The 23,080-nt window shown below is 64.3% G+C and carries 21 protein-coding genes; 16 read left to right on the forward strand and 5 right to left on the reverse strand.

Translation table 11 applies throughout. The features are described from left to right. The first annotated feature begins 208 nt into the window (after positions 1–208). Together AC1DYW_RS12925 and AC1DYW_RS12930 are read left to right on the forward strand one after the other, a co-directional pair. Positions 209–1,069, forward strand: a complete 861-nt coding sequence (locus tag AC1DYW_RS12925; protein ID WP_477226379.1) for a TIGR01459 family HAD-type hydrolase — start codon at positions 209–211, stop codon at positions 1,067–1,069. Between the two features lie 6 nt (positions 1,070–1,075). After that, positions 1,076–2,056: a bifunctional riboflavin kinase/FAD synthetase gene (locus AC1DYW_RS12930; RefSeq protein WP_477226380.1), complete on the forward strand. Its 981-nt coding sequence runs from the start codon at positions 1,076–1,078 to the stop codon at positions 2,054–2,056. A 56-nt stretch (positions 2,057–2,112) separates the two neighbouring features. Here AC1DYW_RS12930 and AC1DYW_RS12935 read toward each other — a convergent pair whose 3' ends face one another. Further along, positions 2,113–2,667: an HdeD family acid-resistance protein gene (locus AC1DYW_RS12935; RefSeq protein ID WP_477226381.1), complete on the reverse strand. Its 555-nt coding sequence runs from the start codon at positions 2,665–2,667 to the stop codon at positions 2,113–2,115. A 196-nt stretch (positions 2,668–2,863) separates the two neighbouring features. On the opposite strand from AC1DYW_RS12935, the gene AC1DYW_RS12940 reads away from it, so the two are divergent. The 3 genes from AC1DYW_RS12940 to AC1DYW_RS12950 all read left to right on the forward strand — a co-directional run bounded on the left by AC1DYW_RS12940 (position 2,864) and on the right by AC1DYW_RS12950 (position 7,832). Next, positions 2,864–3,670 carry a MipA/OmpV family protein gene (locus tag AC1DYW_RS12940; RefSeq protein WP_477226382.1) on the forward strand — a complete coding sequence of 269 codons (807 nt, stop codon included), beginning with the start codon at positions 2,864–2,866 and terminating at the stop codon, positions 3,668–3,670. Positions 3,671–3,962: 292 nt separating this feature from the next. Then, positions 3,963–6,935: an isoleucine--tRNA ligase gene (ileS, locus tag AC1DYW_RS12945; protein WP_477226383.1), complete on the forward strand. Its 2,973-nt coding sequence runs from the start codon at positions 3,963–3,965 to the stop codon at positions 6,933–6,935. A gap of 216 nt (positions 6,936–7,151) precedes the next feature. Beyond that, on the forward strand, positions 7,152–7,832 hold the full coding sequence (locus AC1DYW_RS12950; protein ID WP_457152033.1) for a hypothetical protein: 681 nt from the start codon (positions 7,152–7,154) through the stop codon (positions 7,830–7,832). A 39-nt stretch (positions 7,833–7,871) separates the two neighbouring features. Here the strand turns inward: AC1DYW_RS12950 and AC1DYW_RS12955 are convergent, their stop codons facing one another. After that, positions 7,872–8,321 (reverse strand): nucleoside deaminase, encoded by a 450-nt coding sequence (locus tag AC1DYW_RS12955; protein WP_477226384.1) that lies wholly within the window; start codon positions 8,319–8,321, stop codon positions 7,872–7,874. A gap of 282 nt (positions 8,322–8,603) precedes the next feature. On the opposite strand from AC1DYW_RS12955, the gene AC1DYW_RS12960 reads away from it, so the two are divergent. The 5 genes from AC1DYW_RS12960 (at position 8,604) to AC1DYW_RS12980 (ending at position 15,301) form a co-directional block, all read left to right on the forward strand. Beyond that, the gene (locus AC1DYW_RS12960) at positions 8,604–10,814 is read left to right on the forward strand and encodes a pseudouridine synthase (RefSeq protein WP_477226385.1); all 2,211 of its coding nucleotides are present in this window, start codon (positions 8,604–8,606) and stop codon (positions 10,812–10,814) included. A 30-nt stretch (positions 10,815–10,844) separates the two neighbouring features. Then, complete coding sequence (gene rsmD / locus AC1DYW_RS12965) at positions 10,845–11,399, forward strand: 16S rRNA (guanine(966)-N(2))-methyltransferase RsmD (RefSeq protein ID WP_477226386.1); 555 nt, start codon at positions 10,845–10,847, stop codon at positions 11,397–11,399. A gap of 118 nt (positions 11,400–11,517) precedes the next feature. Continuing rightward, positions 11,518–12,903, forward strand: coding sequence for a M16 family metallopeptidase (locus tag AC1DYW_RS12970; protein WP_477226387.1), 1,386 nt, complete (start codon positions 11,518–11,520; stop codon positions 12,901–12,903). 149 nt (positions 12,904–13,052) lie between these two features. Beyond that, positions 13,053–14,423 carry a M16 family metallopeptidase gene (locus AC1DYW_RS12975; protein WP_477226388.1) on the forward strand — a complete coding sequence of 457 codons (1,371 nt, stop codon included), beginning with the start codon at positions 13,053–13,055 and terminating at the stop codon, positions 14,421–14,423. A gap of 8 nt (positions 14,424–14,431) precedes the next feature. Further along, on the forward strand, positions 14,432–15,301 hold the full coding sequence (locus AC1DYW_RS12980; RefSeq protein ID WP_477226389.1) for a patatin-like phospholipase family protein: 870 nt from the start codon (positions 14,432–14,434) through the stop codon (positions 15,299–15,301). 126 nt (positions 15,302–15,427) lie between these two features. On the opposite strand, the gene AC1DYW_RS12985 is transcribed toward AC1DYW_RS12980, so the two are convergent. Continuing rightward, positions 15,428–15,967: a dihydrofolate reductase family protein gene (locus tag AC1DYW_RS12985; protein WP_477226390.1), complete on the reverse strand. Its 540-nt coding sequence runs from the start codon at positions 15,965–15,967 to the stop codon at positions 15,428–15,430. 193 nt (positions 15,968–16,160) lie between these two features. Further along, positions 16,161–16,730: an elongation factor P gene (efp, locus tag AC1DYW_RS12990; protein WP_095085972.1), complete on the reverse strand. Its 570-nt coding sequence runs from the start codon at positions 16,728–16,730 to the stop codon at positions 16,161–16,163. Between the two features lie 114 nt (positions 16,731–16,844). Here efp and epmA point away from each other — a divergent pair, with 114 nt between their 5' ends. After that, positions 16,845–17,903: an EF-P lysine aminoacylase EpmA gene (gene epmA, locus AC1DYW_RS12995; protein ID WP_457151741.1), complete on the forward strand. Its 1,059-nt coding sequence runs from the start codon at positions 16,845–16,847 to the stop codon at positions 17,901–17,903. A gap of 28 nt (positions 17,904–17,931) precedes the next feature. Here the strand turns inward: epmA and AC1DYW_RS13000 are convergent, their stop codons facing one another. Next, positions 17,932–18,348, reverse strand: a complete 417-nt coding sequence (locus AC1DYW_RS13000; RefSeq protein ID WP_457151740.1) for a VOC family protein — start codon at positions 18,346–18,348, stop codon at positions 17,932–17,934. A gap of 165 nt (positions 18,349–18,513) precedes the next feature. Between AC1DYW_RS13000 and AC1DYW_RS13005 the strand changes: the two genes are divergently transcribed. The 5 genes from AC1DYW_RS13005 (at position 18,514) to waaA (ending at position 23,079) form a co-directional block, all read left to right on the forward strand. Then, positions 18,514–19,857, forward strand: a complete 1,344-nt coding sequence (locus AC1DYW_RS13005) for a TldD/PmbA family protein (protein ID WP_457151739.1) — start codon at positions 18,514–18,516, stop codon at positions 19,855–19,857. After that, a complete protein-coding gene (locus tag AC1DYW_RS13010) occupies positions 19,844–20,647 on the forward strand; it encodes a 3'(2'),5'-bisphosphate nucleotidase CysQ (RefSeq protein ID WP_477226391.1) in 804 nt (267 codons plus the stop codon). The genes AC1DYW_RS13005 and AC1DYW_RS13010 overlap by 14 nt, the downstream gene beginning before the upstream one ends. A 76-nt stretch (positions 20,648–20,723) precedes the next feature. Further along, positions 20,724–20,969: a DUF4170 domain-containing protein gene (locus tag AC1DYW_RS13015; protein WP_457151737.1), complete on the forward strand. Its 246-nt coding sequence runs from the start codon at positions 20,724–20,726 to the stop codon at positions 20,967–20,969. A gap of 5 nt (positions 20,970–20,974) precedes the next feature. Beyond that, positions 20,975–21,766: a lysophospholipid acyltransferase family protein gene (locus AC1DYW_RS13020; protein WP_457151736.1), complete on the forward strand. Its 792-nt coding sequence runs from the start codon at positions 20,975–20,977 to the stop codon at positions 21,764–21,766. Next, entirely contained in the window at positions 21,763–23,079 is a 1,317-nt protein-coding gene (waaA, locus tag AC1DYW_RS13025; RefSeq protein ID WP_184871010.1) for a lipid IV(A) 3-deoxy-D-manno-octulosonic acid transferase, read from the forward strand. The genes AC1DYW_RS13020 and waaA overlap by 4 nt, the downstream gene beginning before the upstream one ends. Position 23,080: the final 1 nt, after the last annotated feature.

Below are 23,080 nucleotides of genomic sequence, written 5' to 3' on the forward strand. Positions count from 1 at the left end.
TTCTTGATCAGGCGCCAACTTTCCACAAAACGCTGAAGGACGGGTTTGGGAAACCGCTCGATTGCTTGGTCCGCGCTTCACCAACCGCTAACCAATCCGGCATCCGGGCGAAAGCTGGTGACAGGCCGGGGCGGTTCGGTTAATCGGAACCGGCTGCGGCGAACCGTCGGCCGCGGCGCTCGCAATGATCATGACTGAAGGAAACGGCATGGCGGATTCGCCTGAAATCATCGGCTCGCTCGAAGACGTGTCGAAGCCCTATTCGGCAATCCTGTGCGATGTCTGGGGTGTGGTGCACAATGGCGAGACGCACTTTCCTGTCGCGGCCTCGGCGCTGGCGAGGGCTCGCGAGGCACAAATCCCCATCGTCCTGATTACGAATTCGCCGCGCAGAAGTGCCGATGTCGTGGCGCAGATGAACGCGATCGGCGTCCCGCCATCAGCCTACGACCGTGTCGTGACGTCAGGCGACGTGACCCGCGACCTGATCGCCGAGGGCCCCCGAAAGATCTTCCATATTGGCGCCGACCGCGATTTCACCCTCTATGACGGTCTCGACGTTGAGCTTGTCGAGGAATTCGAGGCGTCCGGCGTGGTCTGCACCGGCCTCTTCGATGACGAGGTCGAGAAGCCCGAGGACTACACCGAGCTTCTGCGGCGGTTGCGCGCCAGGAACCTGCCCTTCATCTGTGCAAATCCCGATATCGTGGTCGAACGCGGCGAACGCATCATCTGGTGTGCCGGTGCGCTGGCACGCGATTATGCCCAGCTCGGCGGCCGCACTTTTGTCGCCGGAAAACCTTACGCGCCGATCTATAACGTCGCGATGAAGGAGGTTGCCGAGATTCTTGGCCGGCCGATCGAGCGTTCGCAGGTGCTGGCCATCGGCGACGGCATGATGACCGACGTGAAGGGCGCGGTCGACAATGGTTTCGACGTTCTCTATGTGTCCGGCGGCATCCATGCGCGCGACTATGGCGATGCATTGCAACCGGATCCGGCAAGGCTGGCAACCTTCCTGGAAAAGTATGGGTATCGTCCAGTGGCTGTCATTCCCAGACTGCGGTAGGTGACGATGGCGGCCTTCCAGCACATTTTGGCAACCGCGCCGCTGCCTGCGGATTTGCGTGGCGGCGTGGTGGCGATCGGCAATTTCGACGGTGTCCATCGCGGCCATCAGACGGTGCTCGAGCGAGCCCTGGCCGAAGCCGGTCGGCGCCAGGTGCCGGCCCTGGTGCTGACATTCGAGCCGCATCCGCGCAAGGTCTTCAAGCCTGACATGCCGTTGTTCGTGCTGACGCCGCCGCCGATGAAGGCGGGGCTCCTGTCGTTGCTGGGTTTTGCCGCGCTTGTCGAGCAGCCGTTCACGCGCGACTTCGCCTCGCTGTCGGCGGAAGCTTTCGTGACCGACGTGCTGGAAAGGAACCTCGGCATTACCCACGCCGTGACCGGGTTCGATTTCCATTTCGGCAAGGACCGTCAAGGCGGCCCGGCCTACCTGATGGCAGCCGGCGAGCGTCATGGCTTCGGCGTCACGCTCGTCGACGCCTTTCGTGACGAGGGCCACGAGGTGGTGTCGTCAAGCCGCATCCGCGGCTTGCTGAGCGAGGGCGCGGTGGCCGAGGCGGCCGGACTGCTCGGCTATCGCTTCACCGTCGAAAGCGAGGTTGTGGGCGGCCAGCAGATCGGCCGCACGCTTGGCTTTCCAACCGCGAACATGAGGCTTTCCACGGAAGCCGCGCTCAAGGAGGGCATCTATGCCGTCCGCTTTCGTCGCGCCGATGGCACGCTTCACGACGGTGTCGCCAGCTTCGGCCGCCGCCCGACCGTCGACGACAACGGCGCGCCGCTGCTGGAAACCTTCGTCTTTGATTTCTCAGGCGACCTCTATGGCGAGGTCTGCCAGGTTTCCTTCTTCGGTTTCCTGCGCCCGGAGGTGAAGTTCGAAGGGCTCGACGCGCTGGTCGCGCAGATGAAGCGCGATGAAGCCGAAGCGCGCGCGCTGCTTGCCGGCGTTACGCCGCTCTCCGAACTCGACGCGGCCATGGCCTTCTAGGCATGGTCCCGAAAAGTGGGAACCGGTTTTCGGACAAGATCGTGCCCAGGCAAAATTCACTTTTTCAGCGCCAGGCCGACGGCGATGAAGGTCCAGCCCTGGAAGATCAGGTCGATCGCCAGAAACAGCCCGAGCACCCACAGGCTGTTGACGGGCCAGCCCATGGCGATGATCAGGCCGGCAAGCGCGCTGATGACGCCGGCGGTGACGATCCAGCCCCAGCCGGGTTCCGGCCTGTGGCTGTAGCCGACCCAGGCCCGGAGCACCCCGGAAGCGATCAGCGAGATCGCCAGCAGGAACGTTAGTACCGCCGAAGCCAGCAGCGGATTGTCGAAGGCGAAAAATCCGGCGATGGAATAGAGCAATCCGCTGAGCAGCCAGTAGAAGAAGCGGCCCCAGGTCTTGACGCCGAAGGCATGCACGATCTCGATGACGCCGGCCATCAGCATCAGCCAGCCCACGACATAGACCGAAGCCACCGTGGCGATGAACAGATTGCCGAAGGCAATGCCGCCGAAGATGAGCAGCAGCACGCCAAGCGCGACGAACCACCCCCATTTTGTCCGTGTCTGTTCCATCGCGGTTCTCAAGGCGTCGCCATGCAGGGTCATTGTCGCGGTCTCCATCTGGGGCTGCGGGATACTGCCAGGCGGAGGTTAATCCCGGCGCTTGCCAACGTCCAGTCGATGGCCGAAAGCTGCAGCGCCGCAATCCGTGATCGGACGTCTCGGATTTAAATCAAATTTTACCAAACGGCCTTCAAAGCTGTCATCGGTAAACAGTGCGCGTTGTGTTAGTGGAGTGGCCATGAGTCCGGTCGGAAGAATCTCTGTGGTGTTGGCTGCTGCGCTGCTGGGTGGCGCGGGCGCAGCCAATGCGGGCGAGGGCAGCTGGCTGTCCGGCGACTGGTATCTGACCGTTGGCGCAACCGGCATGATCGCGCCGGACTTCGAGGGCGGCAAGAAATACCTGCTCAGCGCCTCGCCGATCATCTCGCTGGGCAAGGCCGGACCGGCGGCCCGCTTCACGTCGCGCAACGACAACATCTCGCTGGCCTTGATCGACGATGGCGGCGTTCGCGCCGGCGTGACCGGCAAGTTCCTGTTTTCCCGTGATGACGACAATGCCGATGAACTGAAGGGCCTCGATCCGGTGCGCTGGGGCGGCGAGGTCGGCGGCTTCTTCGAATTCTATCCGACCGATTGGCTGCGCGCACGCGCCGAGCTGCGCCACGGCATCCGCGCCCATAACGGCTTTGTCGCCGATATCGCCGCCGACGCTTTTTATGATGTCACGCCAACTGTCCGGATTTCTGGGGGACCGCGTGTGTCCTTCGCCTCGGAAAAATATTTCGATGCCTATTATGGCGTCGACGCACAGGAGGCCGTGGCCTCCGGGCTCAGTGAATATCATCCCGGCGGCGGCCTGAAGTCGACCGGCCTCGGTGGCGCGATAACCTGGAAGGTGACGGAGCCGATGACCGCCAGCCTGTTCGGTGAATATGCGCGCCTGATGGGACCGGCGGCCGATTCCAGCCTGGTCAGGGAACGCGGCGACCGCAATCAGTTCATGATCGGCGTGTCGACCAGCTACCGCTTCGATTTTACGATGTAACGGAATCGAGCGAGAGACACTTTATTCCTGCGCCTATCTCCGCTAAAAGCCCACCGATGACGAGCTTTTCGCGCCTTCACGCGCTGACCATACGAATTACCGGCCCGGTGTTCCGGGCGGCCTGAGGGGTCGCCGGAGCCGCCGGGAATTTTGCGCGCGGCCTCTCGCGCTTTTTCCAGATCATCAACGCATATCGCCCAAAAGTGGCTTCGGTTTTGGGAAAACGATATGCGTCAAAGCAACGACCTCACGCCCGAGCCCTTCGCGGCCGGGTAATGTAGATGGCAGACCAATGACCGACAAAACGTCCAATAATTCAACAATCGACTATTCCAAGACGCTCTATTTGCCGCAGACGGATTTCCCGATGCGCGCCGGCTTGCCCGAAAAGGAGCCGCTGCTGGTCCAGCGCTGGCAGGACATGGACCTCTACCGCAAGCTGCGTGAGAGCGCGGCCGGCCGCACCAAATACGTGCTGCATGACGGTCCGCCCTACGCCAACGGCAACATCCATATCGGTCACGCGCTGAACAAGATCCTCAAGGACGTCATCACCCGCTCGTTCCAGATGCGTGGCTATGACTCGAACTACGTGCCGGGCTGGGACTGCCATGGCCTGCCGATCGAATGGAAGATCGAGGAGCAGTATCGCGCCAAGGGCAAGAACAAGGACGAGGTTCCGGTCAACGAGTTCCGCCAGGAATGCCGCGAGTTCGCCGCGCACTGGATCACGGTGCAGGGCGGCGAGTTCCAGCGGCTCGGCGTCATCGGCGACTTCAAGAACCCCTATACGACGATGGCCTTCCATGCCGAGTCACGCATCGCCGGCGAGCTGCTGAAGTTCGCCATGTCGGGCCAACTCTATCGCGGCTCCAAGCCGGTGATGTGGAGTGTGGTCGAACGCACGGCACTTGCCGAGGCCGAGGTCGAGTACCAGGATTACGAGTCCGACACGATCTGGGTGAAGTTCCCGGTCGTCAGCCTGGTCCAGCCGGTCGATGACGGCGTGACCAAACTGACGGAAGGGGCGCTGGATCTGTTGCAGGCCCACGTCGTCATCTGGACGACGACGCCATGGACGATCCCGGGCAACCGCGCCGTCAACTACTCGGCTCGCATCAGCTATGGCCTCTACGAGGTAACAGCGGCCGAGAATGCGTTCGGCCCGCAGCCGGGCGAAAAGCTGATCTTCGCCGACGCGCTGGCCGACGAGTCCGCTGCCAAGGCCAAGGTCACCTTGAATCGGCTTCGCAGTGTTTCGCCGCAAGAGTTTGGAAGGCTTACGCTTTCCCATCCGTTCAAGGGTTTTGGCGGCGGCTATGAGTTTCCCGTGCCGATGCTCGCCGGCGACCATGTCACCGACGATGCCGGCACCGGCTTCGTCCACACCGCGCCCGGCCATGGCCGCGAGGACTTTGATGCCTGGATGGATGCCGCGGCGGATTTGCGCGCGCGCGGCATCGACAGCGCCATTCCGTTCACCGTCGACGATGGCGGCTTCTTCACCAAGGACGCGCCGGGTTTTGGCCCGGACCGCGAGGGCGGAGCCGCGCGCGTCATCGACGACAATGGCAAGAAGGGCAACGCCAACCAGGCAGTCATCGATGAGTTGATCAAGCGCAACGCGCTGTTCGCACGCGGCCGGCTGAAGCACTCCTATCCGCATTCCTGGCGGTCCAAAAAACCGATCATCTTCCGCAACACGCCGCAGTGGTTTGTCTATATGGACAAGGATCTCGGCGATGGCTCGACGTTGCGCAGCCGCGCGCTGAAGGCGATCGACGACACCCGTTTCGTGCCAGCCGCCGGCCAGAACCGCATCCGCGCCATGATCGAGGAGCGCCCTGACTGGGTGCTGTCGCGCCAGCGCGCCTGGGGCGTGCCGATTGCCGTCTTCGCCGATGGCGACGGCAATGTGCTGAAGGACGAGGCTGTCAACCAGCGCATCATGGACGCTTTCGAGCAGGAAGGCGCCGATGCCTGGTTCGCCGCCGGCGCCAAGGAGCGTTTCCTGGGCAACCACGATGCATCCAAGTGGAAACAGGTGATGGACATCCTCGACGTCTGGTTCGATTCGGGCTCGACTCACGCTTTCACGCTGGAGGATCGCCCGGATTTGAAATGGCCGGCCGATGTCTATCTCGAAGGCTCCGACCAGCATCGCGGCTGGTTCCACTCGTCGCTGCTGGAAAGCTGCGGCACCAGGGGCAGGGCGCCTTACGACACCGTCGTCACCCACGGCTTCACCATGGATGAAGACGGCCGCAAGATGTCGAAGTCGCTCGGCAACACCGTCGTGCCACAGGACGTCATCAAGCAGTCGGGCGCCGACATCCTGCGCCTGTGGGTGGTGACGACCGACTATTGGGAAGACCAGCGTCTCGGCAAGAATGTGCTGCAGACCAACATCGACGCCTATCGCAAGCTGCGCAACACCATCCGCTGGATGCTGGGCACACTTGCCCATGACGATGGCGAGGAGGTGCCGCTCGACAAGATGCCGGAGCTTGAGCGGCTGATGCTGCATCGGCTGGCCGAGCTGGATGAGGTGGTGCGATCGGGCTACGACGCCTTCGAATTCAAGCGCATCACGCGCATGCTGCTTGATTTCATGGTGGTGGAACTGTCGGCCTTCTATTTCGACATCCGCAAGGACGCGCTGTACTGCGACGCGCCGTCGAGCGTTAGGCGCAAGGCCTCGGTGCAAGTGGTGCGTCATCTCTTCGAATGTCTGGTCAAATGGCTGGCGCCGATGCTGCCTTTCACCATGGAAGAAGCCTGGCTCGACCTTCATGCGGACGCCGTCTCGGTGCATCTCGACCAGTTTCCGCAAATCCCGGCGGATTGGAAGAATGAGGCGCTGGCGGAAAAGTGGCGCAAGGTGCGGCAGGTGCGACGCGTCGTCACCGGCGCGCTGGAGATCGCGCGCGCACAGAAGGTGATCGGTTCGTCGCTGGAAGCGGTGCCGGTCGTCACCATCGACGATGCAGCGCTCGAAGCGGCGATATCCGATGTCGACATGGCCGAGATGGCGATCACCAGCGATCTGGTCATCGCGCATGGCGAGGTGCCGGCTGGCGCCTTCACGCTCGACGACGTCAGGGGTGTCGCCGTCGTGGTCGAGAAGGCCGAGGACCGCGGCCTGGTGAAGTGCGCGCGTTCATGGCGCTACACCGCCGATGTCGGGCAGGACGTTGCGTTTCCCGACGTTTCGGCCAGGGATGCGGCGGTGCTGCATGAGTTGAAAGCGCTTGGCCGGCTTTGACAGGCCGGCCGGTCAGAATGGCTCTATCGGTGCACAAATACCACGCCGGGCGGGCGAAAACCGCCCGCGCGTTGCCCTTAACGAGTGGTTGAGGTAAACACGCGAAACTCCGGAAGACAAATTGTCGCCGGATTTCCGTCGCAAGTGCTTGGACGACGGGGACCGGACACAGGGCCGGTGGCAATCGAGAGGCTGTCTAGAGTGGGACTTTTTGGCATGACCGAGAGATATAACGTGCGCCTGGCGCTGCTGGCGCCGCTTGTCGCATCGGGCCTCGCTCTGTCCGGCTGCATGAGCTCTCCGACCTATGGCACCGACAAGACCGCCGGTGAACAGCTGGCCGGCGATATTTCAAGCGCCTTTTCGATCGCGCCGAAGCAAAAGGAACGGATCGACTACAAGCCGCGCCCGACGCTGGTCAAGCCGGCACCTGGCCAGAAGGAAGTGTTGCCGGCGCCGCAGGACAGCATCGAGACGGCGAGCGCCGAATGGCCCGAATCGCCGGAGCAGCGTCGCGCCCGCCTGCGCGCCGACGCGACCGCCCATCAGAACGATCCGGCTTATCAGTCAGAGATCGTCGACGACGTGCAGTCCGATCCAGCATCGATCAAGAAGGCAATGGCGGATTCAGGCTCGAGCCACCCGCCGGCGTGGAGCCCCGCGGATTCGGACAAAGGTCGTGCCGCCGAGATCCAGCGCCGCCTTGTCGAAAGCAAGCAGGGCGATCCGAACACCCGTAAATATCTGAGCGAGCCGCCGGTGCAATATCGCGTCGCCTCCGACACCGCGCCGCAGAACGAGCTTGGCGAAGACGAATACAAGAAGGAACGCCGCCTGAAGAAAGAGGCGGAGGGCAAGAAGGGCAGCGGCTGGTTCGACTGGCTGCCGTCCCTGTAAGAACGGGCCACGCTTCGTTGCCTTTGCGGTGCGCCCGGTTCAGTCGCGCCGCTCCCGGAAAAATCCTTTGAGCAGCAGGGCCGCTTCGGTCTCGCCCATGCCCGGATAGATGTCGGGCGCGTGGTGGCAGGTCGTCGAGGCGAAGAAGCGCGCGCCATTAATCACCGCGCCCCCCTTGTCGTCGGCGGCGCCGAAATAGAGCCGGCGCAGCCGGGCGAAGGAAATGGCGCCGGCGCACATGGCGCAAGGCTCCAGCGTCACATAGAGATCATAGCCGGTGAGCCGCTCGCTCGAGAGCTTGCGGCAGGCCTCGCGGATGACCAGCATCTCGGCGTGCGCCGTCGGGTCGGCAAGCTCGCGGGTGCGGTTGCCGGCGCTGGCAATCACTGTGCCGCCGCTGGCGATCACGGCGCCGACCGGCACTTCGCCGCGCAAGGCGGCGGCCTCAGCCTCTTTCAGCGCCAGCGCCATGAAATCCGGCCGCTTCACGCGATCTCCATTCCGATTATCTCCTCGCCACTCGCTGGAGCAAGTCCGCTTCCGAATGAACCACACTTGCTCCAGGCTTTTGATTTTCGTTTGTCTTTTCGGAAAAAGCCGGTCTCCACTTTTCCCTGACAAACTCTGGTGATCCTGTTATTGAGCGCATAACCCCGAAAATCGGACTCGGTTTTCGGAAATGATCATGCGCCAAATCAAAAGTGCTACAGCGTTCGTTGCGCGCCCAAAAGGATGCGCCACGCTGTAGCAGCGCAAACGGACAAAGGCCACATGGACGACAACAACAAGAAATTCCGACCCAAAAAGGGTCCGGTCAGGAGCGGCTCGAAAGCTGCCGGACCGCGCAGCCGTGATGGCGCCGCCGACAAGGGCGGCAAGCCGTCCTTTGGCGCCAAGAAACCTTACGCCCCACGCGGAGATCGGCCGATGGCTGCTGAGGGCGAGCGGCCGAAGCGCGACTTCAAGGGTGGTGACAAGCCATTCGGCAAGGGTCCGCGCTCCGAAGGCAAGCCCTTTGAGAAGCGCGAGGGACCACGCAAGCCCTACGCACCGCGCGGCGATCGTCCGATGGCCACCGAAGGCGAGCGCAAGCCTTATGAAAAGCGCGAAGGACCGCGCAAGCCCTACGCACCGCGCGGCGACCGCCCGATGGCCGCCGAAGGCGAGCGCAAGCCGTATGAGAAGCGCGAAGGACCGCGCAAGCCTTATGCGCCACGTGGCGACCGTCCGATGGCGGCCGAAGGCGAGCGCAAGCCGTATGAAAAGCGCGAAGGACCGCGCAAGCCTTATGCGCCACGTGGCGACCGTCCGACGGCGGCCGAAGGCGAGCGCAAGCCGTATGAAAAGCGCGAAGGACCGCGCAAGCCTTATGCACCACGCGGCGACCGTCCGGCTGCTGCGGCGGCGGAGGGCGGCGAAAAGCGCTTCGAACGTCCCAAGCGGGATTTCAGCGATCGCGCGCCGCGCGACGCCGGCGATCGTCCGAAGCGCGATTTCGCTGACCGTCCCAAGCGCGACTTCGCCGATCGCCCCAAGCGTGACTTCGGTGGCGACCGTCCCAAGCGCGACTTCAGTGATCGGCCGCAAGGGGCATCGGGTGCTGGCTTCAAACCGCGTCCGCGTTCGGCGGAAGTGACGGAAGAGGCAGGCGAGCGCATCGCCAAGCGGCTGGCGCGCGCCGGCCTTGCTTCGCGCCGCGATGCCGAGGAACTGATCGCCGCCGGCCGCGTCAAGGTCAATGGCCGGGCGCTGACCTCGCCGGCCTTCAACGTCATGCCCGACGACATCATCCACCTCGACGGCATGGAAATCCCGCCGATCGAGCGCACACGGCTGTTCCTGTTCCACAAGCCTGCCGGTGTCGTCACCACCAACCGCGATCCCGAGGGCCGCAAGACCGTCTTCGACGTGCTGCCGGCCGAATTGCCGCGGCTGATGACCATCGGCCGCCTCGACATCAACACCGAAGGCCTGCTGCTGCTCACCAATGATGGCGGCTTGTCGCGCGTGCTCGAACTGCCGGCCACCGGCTGGCTGCGCCGCTACCGCGTGCGCGTCCACGGCAAGGTCGAGGAAAGCGCGCTCGCCGGCCTGCGTGAAGGGATTGCCGTCGACGGAGTCTTTTACGGCGCCATCGAAGCGACGCTCGACCGCGAGCAAGGCACCAATGCCTGGCTGACGATCGGCCTGCGCGAGGGCAAGAACCGCGAAGTCAGGAACATCCTCGGTTCGCTTGGCCTGGATGTGACGCGGCTGATCCGCATTTCCTACGGACCGTTCCAGCTCGATGACCTCGCCGAGGGCCATGTGCTGGAGATCAAGGGCCGGGTGCTGCGCGACCAGCTTGGCGAGCGTCTGGTCGAGGAATCGGGCGCCAATTTCGATGCCGAGATTTCAAAGCCGTTTTCCAACAAGCCGGTGCGGCGCACCGAGATTCGCGAGCCGGAGCCGGAGCGGCCGAAGTTCACCAGAGATGGCGAGCGCCGGCCGATCGGCGAGGGCGGGCTGATCAAGAACCGCAAGCGCCGCGAAGGCAGCCGCGACGAGGCACTGGGCAAGCTGTCGACAAGTCCCGACAGAAGCGCCGGGCCGGAAAAGAGCTATGGCGAGCGCGGCCCGCGACCCGAACGCAGCTTTGGCGACAAGCCCCGTGGCGGCTTTGGCGACAAGCCGCGCGGCAGTTTTGGTGGCAAGCCGGGTGGTGGCAAGAAATCCGAGCGCGAGCAGCGGCCGATCGAGCCGCCTGGCCAGCGCAAGGCCAATGTCTGGATGGCACCGGGCGCGCGGCCGATCGGCAAGGGCAGGGCTGAGGCCGACGCCGCCAAGGCGGCCGACGCCAAGGCGCGCAAGGCGTCGTTCAAGCCGTCCTATGGCAAACCGGCAGGCGCCAAGCCGTTCGGCAAACCGCGTGGCGAGCGTCCGGGCGGCGCCGGTGGCGGCGAACGGCCGCGCAGCGGCCCCAAGGGTCCCAGGACGAAATGAGGCCCGGATTGGAATGAGGCCTAGCGCAAGATGAGAATCGTCGGCGGTGAGTTTCGTGGGCGACCCCTGGCGACGCCCCGCAGCAGCGCTATCCGCCCGACGACCGATCGCACCCGCGAGGCCGTCTTCAATGTGCTGGCGCATCGTTTTGCGGAGCAATTGGACGGGGCGCGCGTGCTCGACCTGTTCGCCGGCACCGGCGCGCTCGGCCTCGAAGCGCTGTCGCGCGGTGCCTCCTACGGCGTCTTCATCGAGGAATCGGCGGAAGGCCGTGGCCTGATCCGCGACAATGTCGAGGCCTTCGGCCTGACGGGCCGCACCAAGATCTTTCGCCGCGATGCCACCGGCCTTGGCGAGGCCGGCACGCTCGCGCCGTTCGGCCTCGTCTTCGCCGATCCGCCCTACGGCAAGGGCCTCGGCGAGCGAGCCTTGCAGTCGGCCAAGGCCGGCGGCTGGCTTCGTCCCGGCGCGCTATGCGTGGTCGAGGAGGCGGCTGTGGCGCCCTTCGAGCCGGGTCCCGGCTTTTCCGTGCTGGATGAGCGCAATTACGGCGAGACAGTGATCCGGTTTATCGAGGTTGCGTGATGCGCCTTGCGTCGATGCCGGCCTCTTTGCGGCCGCCTTTGCCGGCAACATGACCAACAATTCACTATGCTGTCGCCAGCGCCTTGCCTATCGTCCTGCCTGGAAATTGGAGCCATTGATGACATCTAGGGTTGAATGGCGCGCAACACTGCTGGCGACATCGCTGGCTATCACCATGACCGGCCCGGTCCTGGCCGACAGCACCGTGTTGGCCAACGCGAAGCCGGACGCGTTCAAGGTGACGGATTTCCTGCTCGACAACGGCATGGAGGTGGTCGTCATCCCCGACCACCGCGCGCCGATCGTCACCCACATGGTGTGGTACAGGATAGGCAGCGCCGACGAGCCGCCCGGAAAATCCGGCATCGCCCATTTCTTCGAGCACCTGATGTTCAAGGCGACGACCCACCATGTGGCCGGCGAGTTCGACCGCGCCATCTCCGATATCGGCGGCTCCAACAACGCCTTCACCTCCTACGACTACACTGCCTTCCACGAGACGGTGGCGCCGTCGGCGCTTGAGCTGATGATGAGTTTCGAGGCCGACCGCATGCGCAACCTCATCCTCACCGACGACGTCATCAAGACCGAACGCGACGTCATCCTGGAGGAGCGCCGCTCGCGCATCGACAACAATCCCGAGGCGGTGCTGGACGAGGAAGTCGACGCCACGCTGTGGCAGAACCAGCCTTACCGCATCCCGGTCATCGGCTGGATGCAGGAGATGGAGCAGCTGAACCGCACCGATGCCACCGCCTTCTATGACAAATATTACCGGCCCAACAACGCCGTGCTGATCGTGGCCGGCGATGTCGAACCGGACACGGTGAGGGCCCTGGCCGAGAAAACCTATGGCAAGGTGGCGCGCGGCCCCGATCTGCCGCAGCGCATCCGCCCGGTTGAACCCGAGCAGAACACCAAGCGCACGGTCACGCTCTCCGACGCCCGCGTCAGCGTGCCGAGTTTCTCCACGCAGTGGGTGGTGCCGTCCTATCACTCGGGCAAGCCGGGTGAGGCCGAAGCACTCGACCTGCTGGCCGAGATCCTCGGTGGCGGCACCCGCAGCCGGCTCTACCAGGCACTCGTCGTCCAGCAAGGCATCGCGTCCAACGCCGGCGCCTATTTCCAGGGCACGATGCTGGACGACACCAATTTCACCGTCTATGGGGCCCCGCGCGGCGACGCCAAGCTCGCCGATGTCGAAGCTGCGGTCGATGCCGAGGTGGCGCGCATCGCCAGGGACGGCGTCACGTCGTCGGAGCTCGAAAAGGCCAAGGACCGCTATGTGCGCTCGATGATCTTTGCCCGCGACAAGCAGGAGTCCATGGCCAACATCTATGGCTCGACGCTGGCCACCGGTGGCAACGTGCAAGACGTCCAGCAATGGCCGGAGCGCATCCGCAAGGTGACAGCAGACGAGATCAAGGCCGTCGCCGCGCGCTATCTGGTGCTCGACCGGTCGACGACCGGCTATTTGCTGCCGCAGCAACAGGCGGGGAATTGATGATAAATTCGATCCCCATGAGCGAGACAGCCCCCTCATCCGGCCGCTTCGCGACCACCTTCTCCCCACTGGGGAGAAGAGGCTGGCGCCAGCGCTGGCAAACTCCTCTCCCCAACGGGGAGAGGTCAGCCGAGCGAAGCGGAGGCTGGGTGAGGGGGAGCGCCGACTTCCGTAATTGGTCGCTGCCGACGATTATTGCATGGCGCACCCTCGCAACATTCTTCCTCTCCATCCTCTTCCTGATCCTGCCGGCACTCACCGCTCGCGCCATGGACATCCAGTCCGTCACCTCGCCAAAGGGCATCACCGCCTGGCTGGTCGAGGATTATTCGGTGCCGGTCGTCGCCATCCGCTTCGTCTTCGGCGGTGGCTCGACGCAGGATCCGGTTGGCAAGGAGGGCCTGGCCAATCTGATGACCGGCCTGTTCGACGAAGGCGCCGGCCCGCTCGACTCAGAAGCCTTCCAGATCAAGCTCGACGACGCCGGCGCCGAGATGAGCTTCGACGAAAGCCGCGACGGCATCTACGGCTCGATGCGCATGCTGGCCGAGCAGCGCGACGAGGCGTTCGACCTGTTGCGGCTGGCGGTCAACCAGCCGCGCTTCGACCAGCTGCCGATCGACCGTATCCGCGCCCAGATCCTGTCCGGCATCATCGCCGGCGAGAACGATCCCGATACGGTCGCGCAGGACAAATGGGCGCGCGCACTCTATGGCGATCATCCCTATTCCCGCTCCGACCAAGGCACCAGGCAGAGCATCGCCACCATCACGCCGGATGATTTGAAAGCCTTGCACAAGGCGGTGTTCGCGCGCGGCGGCTTGCATGTCGCCGTGGTCGGCGCCATCGATCCCGAGACGCTGAAGAAGAAGCTCGACATGGTGTTCGGCGACCTGCCGCGGAACCAGGCGCTGAGGCCGGTGGCCGATATCGACCCGAAGCTGGCGCAGCATGTCGAGGTCGACTACGACCTGCCGCAGACCTCGCTGCAGCTCGCCTATCCCGGCGTGAAGCGCAAGGCGCCGGATTTCTTTGCCGCCGTGCTGATGAATGAGATCCTCGGCGGCGGCACCTTCACCTCGCGTCTGTTCCAGGAGGTGCGCGAAAAGCGCGGGCTGGCCTACAGCGTCAACTCCTCGCTGATCAACCAGGACCATGCCGACGCACTGGTCGTCAGCACCGGGACCCGGTCGGACCGGGCGGCCGAGACGCTGGGCATCGTCCGCGACGTGGTCAAGCAACTGGCCGAGGAAGGCCCGACCGAGGCTGAGCTGGCGGCGACCAAGAAATACATGATCGGCGCTTACGCCATCAACAATCTGGACTCTTCGAGTTCCATTGCCTCGACGCTGGTCGAGTTGCAGCTCGACGATCTCGGGATCGACTACATGCAGCGCCGCGCTGGCTATATCAACGCGGTGACGCTCGATCAGGTCAAGGCGGCGGCGAAAAAGCTGCTGTCGACTGAGCCGACCATCATGGTCATCGGACCGAAACTGGCCGGGGCCGGCAAGGGATGAGCCCAAGGATGAGCCCGACCTTCGGCATCGCCTTCGGCGGCGGCGGTGCGCGCGGGCTGGCGCATATCCATGTCATCGAGGCGCTGGACGAACTGGGCATCAGGCCGGTGGCCATTGCCGGCTCGTCGATCGGCGCCATCATCGGCGCCGGCATGGCCGCCGGCATGACCGGCAGGGACATCCACGACTACGCCCGCTCGATCCTCGGCCGCCGCTCCGAAGTGGCGAGCCGCATGTGGCGGGCGCGACCGGGCACCATCGCCGAAGCCGTGCAGAATGGCATCCGCGTCAGCCAGTTCAACGTCGAGCGCGTCCTGAAGGCCTTTTTGCCCGAGGCTATCCCCGAGACCTTCGCCGAGCTCAAGATCCCGCTCAAGGTGACGGCGACCGACTATTTCGGCCACAAGCTCGCCGTGTTCCATGACGGCGACCTGCACTCGGCACTGGCCGCCTCGGCGGCCATACCCGCTGTGTTCCGCCCGGTGACGCGCGACGGAAGGCTGCTGATTGACGGCGGCATCTACAACCCCGTGCCGTTCGACCTGATCGAGAACGATGCCGACATCATCATCGGCGTCGACGTGGTCGGCGCGCCGGAAGAAGCCGACCGCAAGCACCCGACCTCCGTCGACCTGATGTTCGGCGCCACGCAATTGATGATGCAGTCGATCATCGCCAACAAGCTGAAGCAGTGCAGCCCCGACATCCTGGTCCGCCCGGCAGTATCAAAATACCGCGTGCTCGATTTCCTGAAGATCGACGCTTTGATGAACGATACGGCCGACATAAAGGATCAGCTGAAGCGAGAGGTCGAGCGGGTGGTGGAGGCTAGGAATGGCGCTGCCGTCAAGGGCAGGCGGAGGAAGAAGGCCGGGTGAAGGCGGGGCGACGTCGGCAATTGATCGTCCAATGCATGTCGCTCAAAAGTGGCCCCGGTTTTGGGACAACGACATGCATGAAAACAAGGGTTTAAAGTCGAGCGCTGTTGTCATCCACGAAGCCAACTACGACTTCGCCACCGGCACATATTCCAGCGACAAGACGCCGTTGCTGAACGGCGTCGCCGAAATCAGCTCGAGCGCCACTGGCTCGCCGACGGGGAACAACGGCTTGCCCTGGCCGACAGCGCCGGGGTAGCTGAGCAGCCTGACGCGATCGACCAGGCCGTGGCGCAGCAATTCCTGCGCGACGCTAAGGCTGCCATGCACATAGATGTTGCCACCGCTGCCTTGCTTCAGCGCCCTCACCGCTTCCGGCAGGGCTCCCTTCAGCAATTCGGCAGGCTTCCAGTCGAGCGCCTTCAGGCTGGTCGATGCGACATATTTTGGCAGCGCATTGAACCGGTCGGCAAAATCTCCCGTTTCCTTGGGCCACGAGCCGGCAAAAATCTCATAGGTCGTGCGCCCCAAAAGCATGGCGCCGCTGTCGGCAAGCTCGTCCTCCTTGAACCTGTTCATCTCGTCGTTCCAGGTCACGCCGGGCAGCTTCTCGACCTCGGCAATGCCATCGACGCTGATGAATTCGGTGACGATCAATTTTCTCATGGCGTTCTCCTTCTTCCATCAGAGGACGAACCATGCGGGCCTTGTGCGACACGCTGCATGAAAAATCGGGGCGCTTTGTCAGAAAGGCTTTCAGCGCGAGCTTACGAAAGACCGATACCACGGCCAGCGCGCCCGACGCCGGTACCTGATCATCGATGATAGCCCAAAGGGTTTGTGAGCGAAGGCGCTGTTCTCAGTCCTTCGCCCGCTCCACATAAGCGCCATCCGCCGTCATCACCACCACGCGGGTGCCGGGGGCGATGTGCGGCGGCACCAGCGTGCGCACGCCGTTGGAAAGTACGGCCGGCTTGTAGGACGACGAGGCCGTCTGTCCCTTGGTTGTCGGCTCGGTTTCCACCACTTCGAAGGTGGCGCGCTGTGGCAGCACCAGTGAAATGGCAATGCCATTGAACTGTGACAACTGCACGGCCATGCCTTCCAACAGGTAAGGCGCCATGTCGCCGACCACAGCTTCCGACACCGCTACCTGGTCGTAGCTTTCCGGATTCATGAAATGATAGCCTTCGCCGTCGGCGTAGAGGAAGGTGTGCTCGCGCTCTTCCACATAGGCGCGCTCCACCTGCTCGGTGGTGCGGTAGCGCTCCGACACCTTCACCCCGTCGCCGATACGGCGCATGTCGAGCTGGGTCACCGGCGTGCCCTTGCCTGGGTGGATGTTTTCGGCAAAGAGGATCACATAAAGCTTGCCGTCCTTGTCGACGACATTGCCTTTACGGAGCGAACTGGCGATGACTTTCACCACGGCTTACAATCCTGAAATGGTTGATTGGTACAAATCGGCTTCAGCAGCCGTCCGCTGCGAACTAGCGCATCTTGGCCGCAACCGCCAGCCCCCATTCCATATGATCTGAGCCCCATGAACGTTACGTCGCCCGATGCCTCGCCCTGGTGGACGCCGCATGTCCACGCCGACCGCCGCCCGCGGCTGATGCTGCGCAACGCTATCGCCGCCAGCCTGCGCGACTGGTTCGCCGCCGAAGATTTCGTCGAGGTGGAAACGGCGGCCCTGCAGGTCTCGCCCGGCAACGAGGCACACCTGGCGGCTTTCACCACGCAAGCGATCGGACCGGACGGCACGCGGTCGCCGCTTTATCTCCACACCTCGCCGGAATTCGCCTGCAAGAAACTGCTTGCCGCCGGCGAACAGCGCATTTTCAGCCTCGGTCCGGTCTACCGCAACCGCGAGCGCGGCCCTTTGCACCATCCCGAATTCACCATGCTCGAATGGTACCGGGTGGGCGAGGCCTATGAGAGCCTGATGCAGGATTGCGCGGCCATGTTGGCGCTGGCCGCGATAAGGGCAGGGGCGACGCGCTTTTCCTTCCGGGGCCGCGACTGCGATCCGATTGCCGAGCCGGAACGGCTGACGGTCGCGGATGCCTTCACCCGCTATGCCGGCATCGATCTGCTGGCCACGGTCGCCGCCGACGGCGCCACCGACCGGGACGCGCTTTATGCCGCCTTGGTCCGGGCCGGCCTGCGCACCGCAACCGACGACAGCTGGGCTGATTTGTTCAGCCGGGTGATGGTGGAAAAGATCGAACCGTTGCTCGGGCAAAGGCGGGCGACCATCCTGTGCGAATACCCGGCGGCCGAGGCGGCATTGGCGCGGCCGAGCCCCAGGGATGCGCGCGTCGCCGAGCGCTTCGAGCTCTATTGCTGCGGCGTCGAGCTCGCCAACGGCTTTGGCGAACTGACCGATGCCGATGAGCAGCGCCGGCGCTTCATCATCGAGATGGACGAGAAAGAGCGCATCTATGGCGAGCGCTATCCACTGGATGAGGATTTTCTCGCCGCCCTCGCCATCATGCCGCAGGCCAGCGGCATCGCGCTCGGCTTCGACCGCCTGGTGATGCTGGCGACGGGCGCGCAGAAAGTCGATGATGTCATCTGGACGCCCGTTGCGGCGTCCTGAACCACAGGCTCGCTGCCTGCCCGGCGCCTCAGTGCGCGAAAACCTGCTCCAGCGAGCGAAAGCCCTTGAATTCCAGCGCATTGCCGGAGGGATCGCGGATGAACAGCGTTGCCTGTTCGCCGGGCTCGCCCTTGAAGCGGACCATTGGCCGTTCCAGCCAGTCGATGTCGCCGCGCGCCTCCAGCCGCGTCGCCAGCCGCTGCCAGTCATCCATCAAGAGCACGGCGCCGAAATGGGGGATCGGCACGACGATGCCGTCGACCTTGCCGTCGCTGGCGGCTGGCGTGGCCTGTGGCCGCAGATGCGCCGACATCTGGTGGCCGTAAAGATCGAAATCGACCCAGGTCGCCGATGAGCGGCCGATCGCACAACCCAGCACCTCGCCATAGAAAAAGCGAGTTTCATCGAGATCACGGACCGGGAAGGCGAGATGGAAAGGCGTCATCGAAAATGCTCCGAGCGGGCTGCGGACCGGGTTGCCATGCCTCGGTTCGAGATCTGAACCGTGAACCGATGCATTTTGATTGAAGCCTATGCCATTGCACAAGCCGGACCGGAACAATAGATGGTGGCTGCGGCCAAAGCTCGCCGCGCCAGCAGGATCACGCGCATGACCGATATCACAGATGCAGCAAAATTGACCGACCGTGTCGCTGCTTTGGTCGAAGCTGCCAAGAAGGCTGGCGCCGACGCCGCCGATGCGGTGGCCGTGCGCAGCCGCTCGACCGGTGTGTCGGTGCGGCTCGGCAAGGTCGAGGGCACCGAATCGGCCGAGAGCGAGGATGTCTCGCTACGCGTCTTCGTCGATGGGCGTGTGGCCAGCGTCTCGGCAACCGCAGCATCCGATCCTGCAACCCTGGCCGAGCGTGCCGTGGCGATGGCGAAAGTGTCGCCACAGGACCCCTATCAGGGGCTGGCCGACCCGGCATTGCTGGTGAAACAGACGCGCGATCTCGACCTGTTCGACGCCACCGAGGTGTCGGCCGATCAAATGAAGGAAGCGGCACTTGCGGCGGAAGCGGCGGCCCTTGCCGTCAAGGGCGTGACCAATTCGGCCGGCGCCAGCGCCGGTGCCGGCCTCGGTGGCTTGGTGCTGGCCACCTCGCACGGCTTCCTCGGCCACTATGTCGGGTCGCGTTTCTCGCGCTCGGCCAGCGTCATTGCTGGCGAGGGCACCGGCATGGAGCGCGACTATGAATTCTCCTCGCGCCAGCATTTTGCCGATCTCGATGCGCCTGAAGACATCGGCCGCAAGGCCGGCGAACGTGCCGTGCGCCGTATCGGCGCGCGCAAGGCGGCGACCGGGCCGATCGACGTTGTGTTCGACCCGCGCGTCGCGCGCGGCATCGCCGGTCATCTTGCCGGCGCCATCAACGGCGCCTCCGTCGCGCGCAAGACGTCGTTCCTGCGCGACATGATGGGCAAGCAGGTGGCCGCCTCCGCGATCACCGTCACTGACGAGCCGCTCAGGCAGCGTGGCCAGGCCTCGCGTCCGTTCGATGGCGAAGGCATCGAGGGCGAGAAGCTGTTCATGGTCGAAAAAGGGGTGCTCAACCACTGGTTCCTGTCGACATCGGCCGCGCGCGAGCTTGGTCTCGTCACCAATGGGCGCGGTTCGCGCGGCGGCTCGTCCGTCTCGCCGTCCTCGACCAATCTCGCCATCGAACCGGGCGACCGGTCGCCCGAGGATTTGATCAAATCGCTCAAGACCGGCTTCTACGTCACCGAAGTGTTCGGCCAGGGCGTCGACATGGTCACCGGCGAATACAGCCGTGGCGCCTCCGGCTTCTGGATCGAAAATGGTGCGCTGGCCTATCCCGTCGCCGAGGTTACCATCGCCTCGAACCTGAAGACCATGTTCCTGAACATGGTGGCGGCTGATGACCTCGACCGCAATTTCGGCACCGCCGCCCCCACGCTTCTGATCGAAGGCATGACCCTTGCCGGAGCATGACCTGATCACTGCCAGTGCTACCGAGGATTTGCCTTTGCTGCGCGATGCCGCCCGCGAGGCCGGGGTCATCGCCATGCGCTATTTCGGCAACAACCCGCAAGTCTGGATGAAGGGCGGCACATCGCCGGTCAGCGAAGCCGACCATGCCGCCGACGCCTATCTGCGGCAGACGCTGCTTGCAGCACGGCCCGACTATGGCTGGTTGTCGGAAGAAACAACCGACGATCCGGTGCGGCTTTCGGCGCGCCGCACCTTCGTCGTCGACCCGATCGACGGCACGCGCGGCTTCCTGGAAGGCCAGCGCACCTGGTGCGTCAGCGTTGCCGTCGTCGAGCGTGGCCGCACGCTTGCCGGCGTGCTGGAATGCCCGGCGATGAACGAGACCTATTGGGCGCTGCCCGGACAGGGCGCTTTCCGCAACGGCAAGCGCATCGCGGTGCGCAAGCTGCCGGATACGGCCGAGATTTCCGGGCTGAAGCAGTTGACCGACCTGATGCCTGCCGACTGGCAGGTGCGACTGAAGCGGGCGCCCTACAGCCCGTCGCTCGCCTATCGGCTGGCCATGATCGCCAATGGCGCGCTGGATGCCACTTTCGTCAAGCCGAACGCGCATGACTGGGATATTGCCGCCGCCGATCTCATTTTGCGCGAGGCCGGCGGCCAGTTGCTCGACCGGCATGGCCGCTCGCCGCTCTATGCCGGCGAGGTGACCCGCCACGGCGCGCTCGCCGCCGGCAGCGGTGAACTGCTGGCCGTGCTCGCCGCCGTCATTGCCGGGCTGGATAGGTGAAAGCGTTTTCGAAGGTTCCAAAGTCGACGGCTTTGGTCTAGACCTGTCACAAACTCACGATATGTGAAGGACCGACATGGCCGCGGAAGACGGAAAAAAGCAGCTTTTGCACCTGGTGTTTGGTGGCGAGCTGACGAAGCTTGGCGGCTCCGAGTTCCGCGATCTCGACGGGCTCGACATCGTCGGCATCTATCCGGACTATCAATCCGCGCACACGGCGTGGAAAGCCAAGGCGCAAGCCAGCGTGGACAATGCCCACATGCGTTATTTCGTCGTTCATCTGCACCGGCTGCTGGACCCCGACAACAAGGCTGTCGGTTGACCTCGATGGAGCAAGACCTGGCGAAAGAGCCAGCCACTGAACCCACGCCCGCGCGCAGGGGGCGCAGCCGCACGACTAAGGCTTTCTGGCGCAGGATTCGCGAACCGCTGGCGCAGTCGCGATTCGTCAAGAACGCCATCGCCAGCCTGTTCGCCCAGTTTGTGCGGTTGGTGCGCCTGACCAATCGCGTCGTCGATGGGTCGGCGCGGTTTTCGAGCAGCGCCTATGCCGAATTCGAGCCCGGCATCATCGCCCTGTGGCACGGCCAGCACCTGTTGACCCCAGCCTATTATCCCAGGCGCAAGCCGCTGGTCGCGATGGTCTCGCGCAGCGCCGATGCCGAGCTCAACGCGCTGATGCTGGGGAAGTTTGGCATCGAGGCGGTGCGCGGTTCGGGCGGGCGTGACAACGCCAGGCATCTCGACAAGGGCGGGGCAAAGGCGCTCATCGCCCTGAAAAAGTCGCTCGCCGCCGGCAAGAACGTCGCCATGATCGCCGACATTCCCCACGGCACGCCGCGTGACGCGGGGCTTGGTATCGTTCTTCTGGCACGCCTCTCCGGTCGGCCTCTGCTGCCCGTCGCCATCACCACTAGCCGCCGCAAGGTGCTGGAGAAGAGCTGGGACAAGACCACCATCAACCTGCCGTTCGGCCGCTCGTCGATCGTCATCGGCGCGCCGATCTTCGTGCCGATCGGCGCCGACGAGGCCGAAATGGAGCGCAAGCGCCAGGAAATCACGGTCGCGCTCAACGCCGCGACTGCCGAGGCCTACCGTCTCGTGGATGGTCCGCAATGAGCGGTCGCTGGGCGCGAACCATGTTGACGGCATACCGTTTCGCCGGTGCCGCCGCCTATCCGCTGGTCGGGCCCTATGTCGCCTGGCGCACCTCGCGCGGCAAGGAAGACCGCAGCCGCCGCCGCGAGCGCTACGGCGTCGCTGGCCGACCGCGCCCCGAGGGGCCGATGATCTGGATCCATGCGGCGAGCGTCGGTGAGACCCTGGCCGTCGTGCCACTGGTCGAAAGCATACTCGATTACGGCGTCAACATTGTGCTGACGACTGGCACGGTGACCTCGGCGCAGGTCGTCGACGAGCGGCTCGGCGATCGCATCATCCACCAATATGTGCCGCTCGACCTCAAGCCGGCGGTCAGCCGGTTTCTCGATCACTGGCAGCCGGATCTGGCGATCATCGCTGAATCCGAGATCTGGCCGATGACCATTCTTGAGCTTGGCGCGCGCCGCGTGCCGCAGGTGCTGGTCAACGGCAGGCTGTCCGACCGTTCGTTCACCTCGTGGAAGAAACGGGCCAACATCGCCGAGGCGCTGTTCGAGAATCTCGCCCACGTCGTTGCCCAGTCCGATGTCGATGGCGAGCGCTTCCTTGCGCTCGGCGCCCGCCCGGTGACCGTGTCGGGCAACCTCAAGGTCGATACCTTGCCGCCGCCTGTCGACGAACGAGTGCTGGCGACGCTGCGGCGTCAGATCGGCGCCCGCCCGACCTGGGCGGCGATCTCGACCCATGATGGCGAGGAGGTGGTCGCCGCCGAGGTTCATGCGACGCTGCACAAACGCCATCATGGTCTTCTGACCATCGTCGTTCCGCGCCATCCCGATCGCGCCGAGGCGCTTGCCGCACAGATTTCCGGCATGGGCCTGACGGTCGCGCGGCGCAGCACGGGCGACAGGATCGCCGCCGACACCGACATCCTGCTCGGCGACACGATCGGCGAGATGGGGCTCTATCTCAGGCTGACCGAAATCGCCTTTGTCGGCCGCTCGCTGACCTCAGAGGGTGGCCAGAACCCGCTCGAGCCGGCCATGCTGGATACCGCGGTTCTTGCCGGGCGCAATGTGCAGAATTTTCGCGAGGCTTACCAGCGCCTGCTCGACAGCGGCGGCGCCAAGCTGGTGCGCGACCGCGATATGCTGGCCGGCGCCGTCAATTTCCTGCTGACCAACGAAGTGGCGCGTCACGAGATGATGGCGGCGGGCGTGGCGACCGTCGACGAGATGCGCGGCGCGCTGGCGCGCACGCTAAAATCGCTCGAACCCTATATCCAGCCGCTGGTCATCAAGTCGCGCCTGAAGGGCGCGAACGGCCGCTAGG

The sequence above is a fragment of the Mesorhizobium sp. P2_D5 genome (assembly GCF_056404355.1).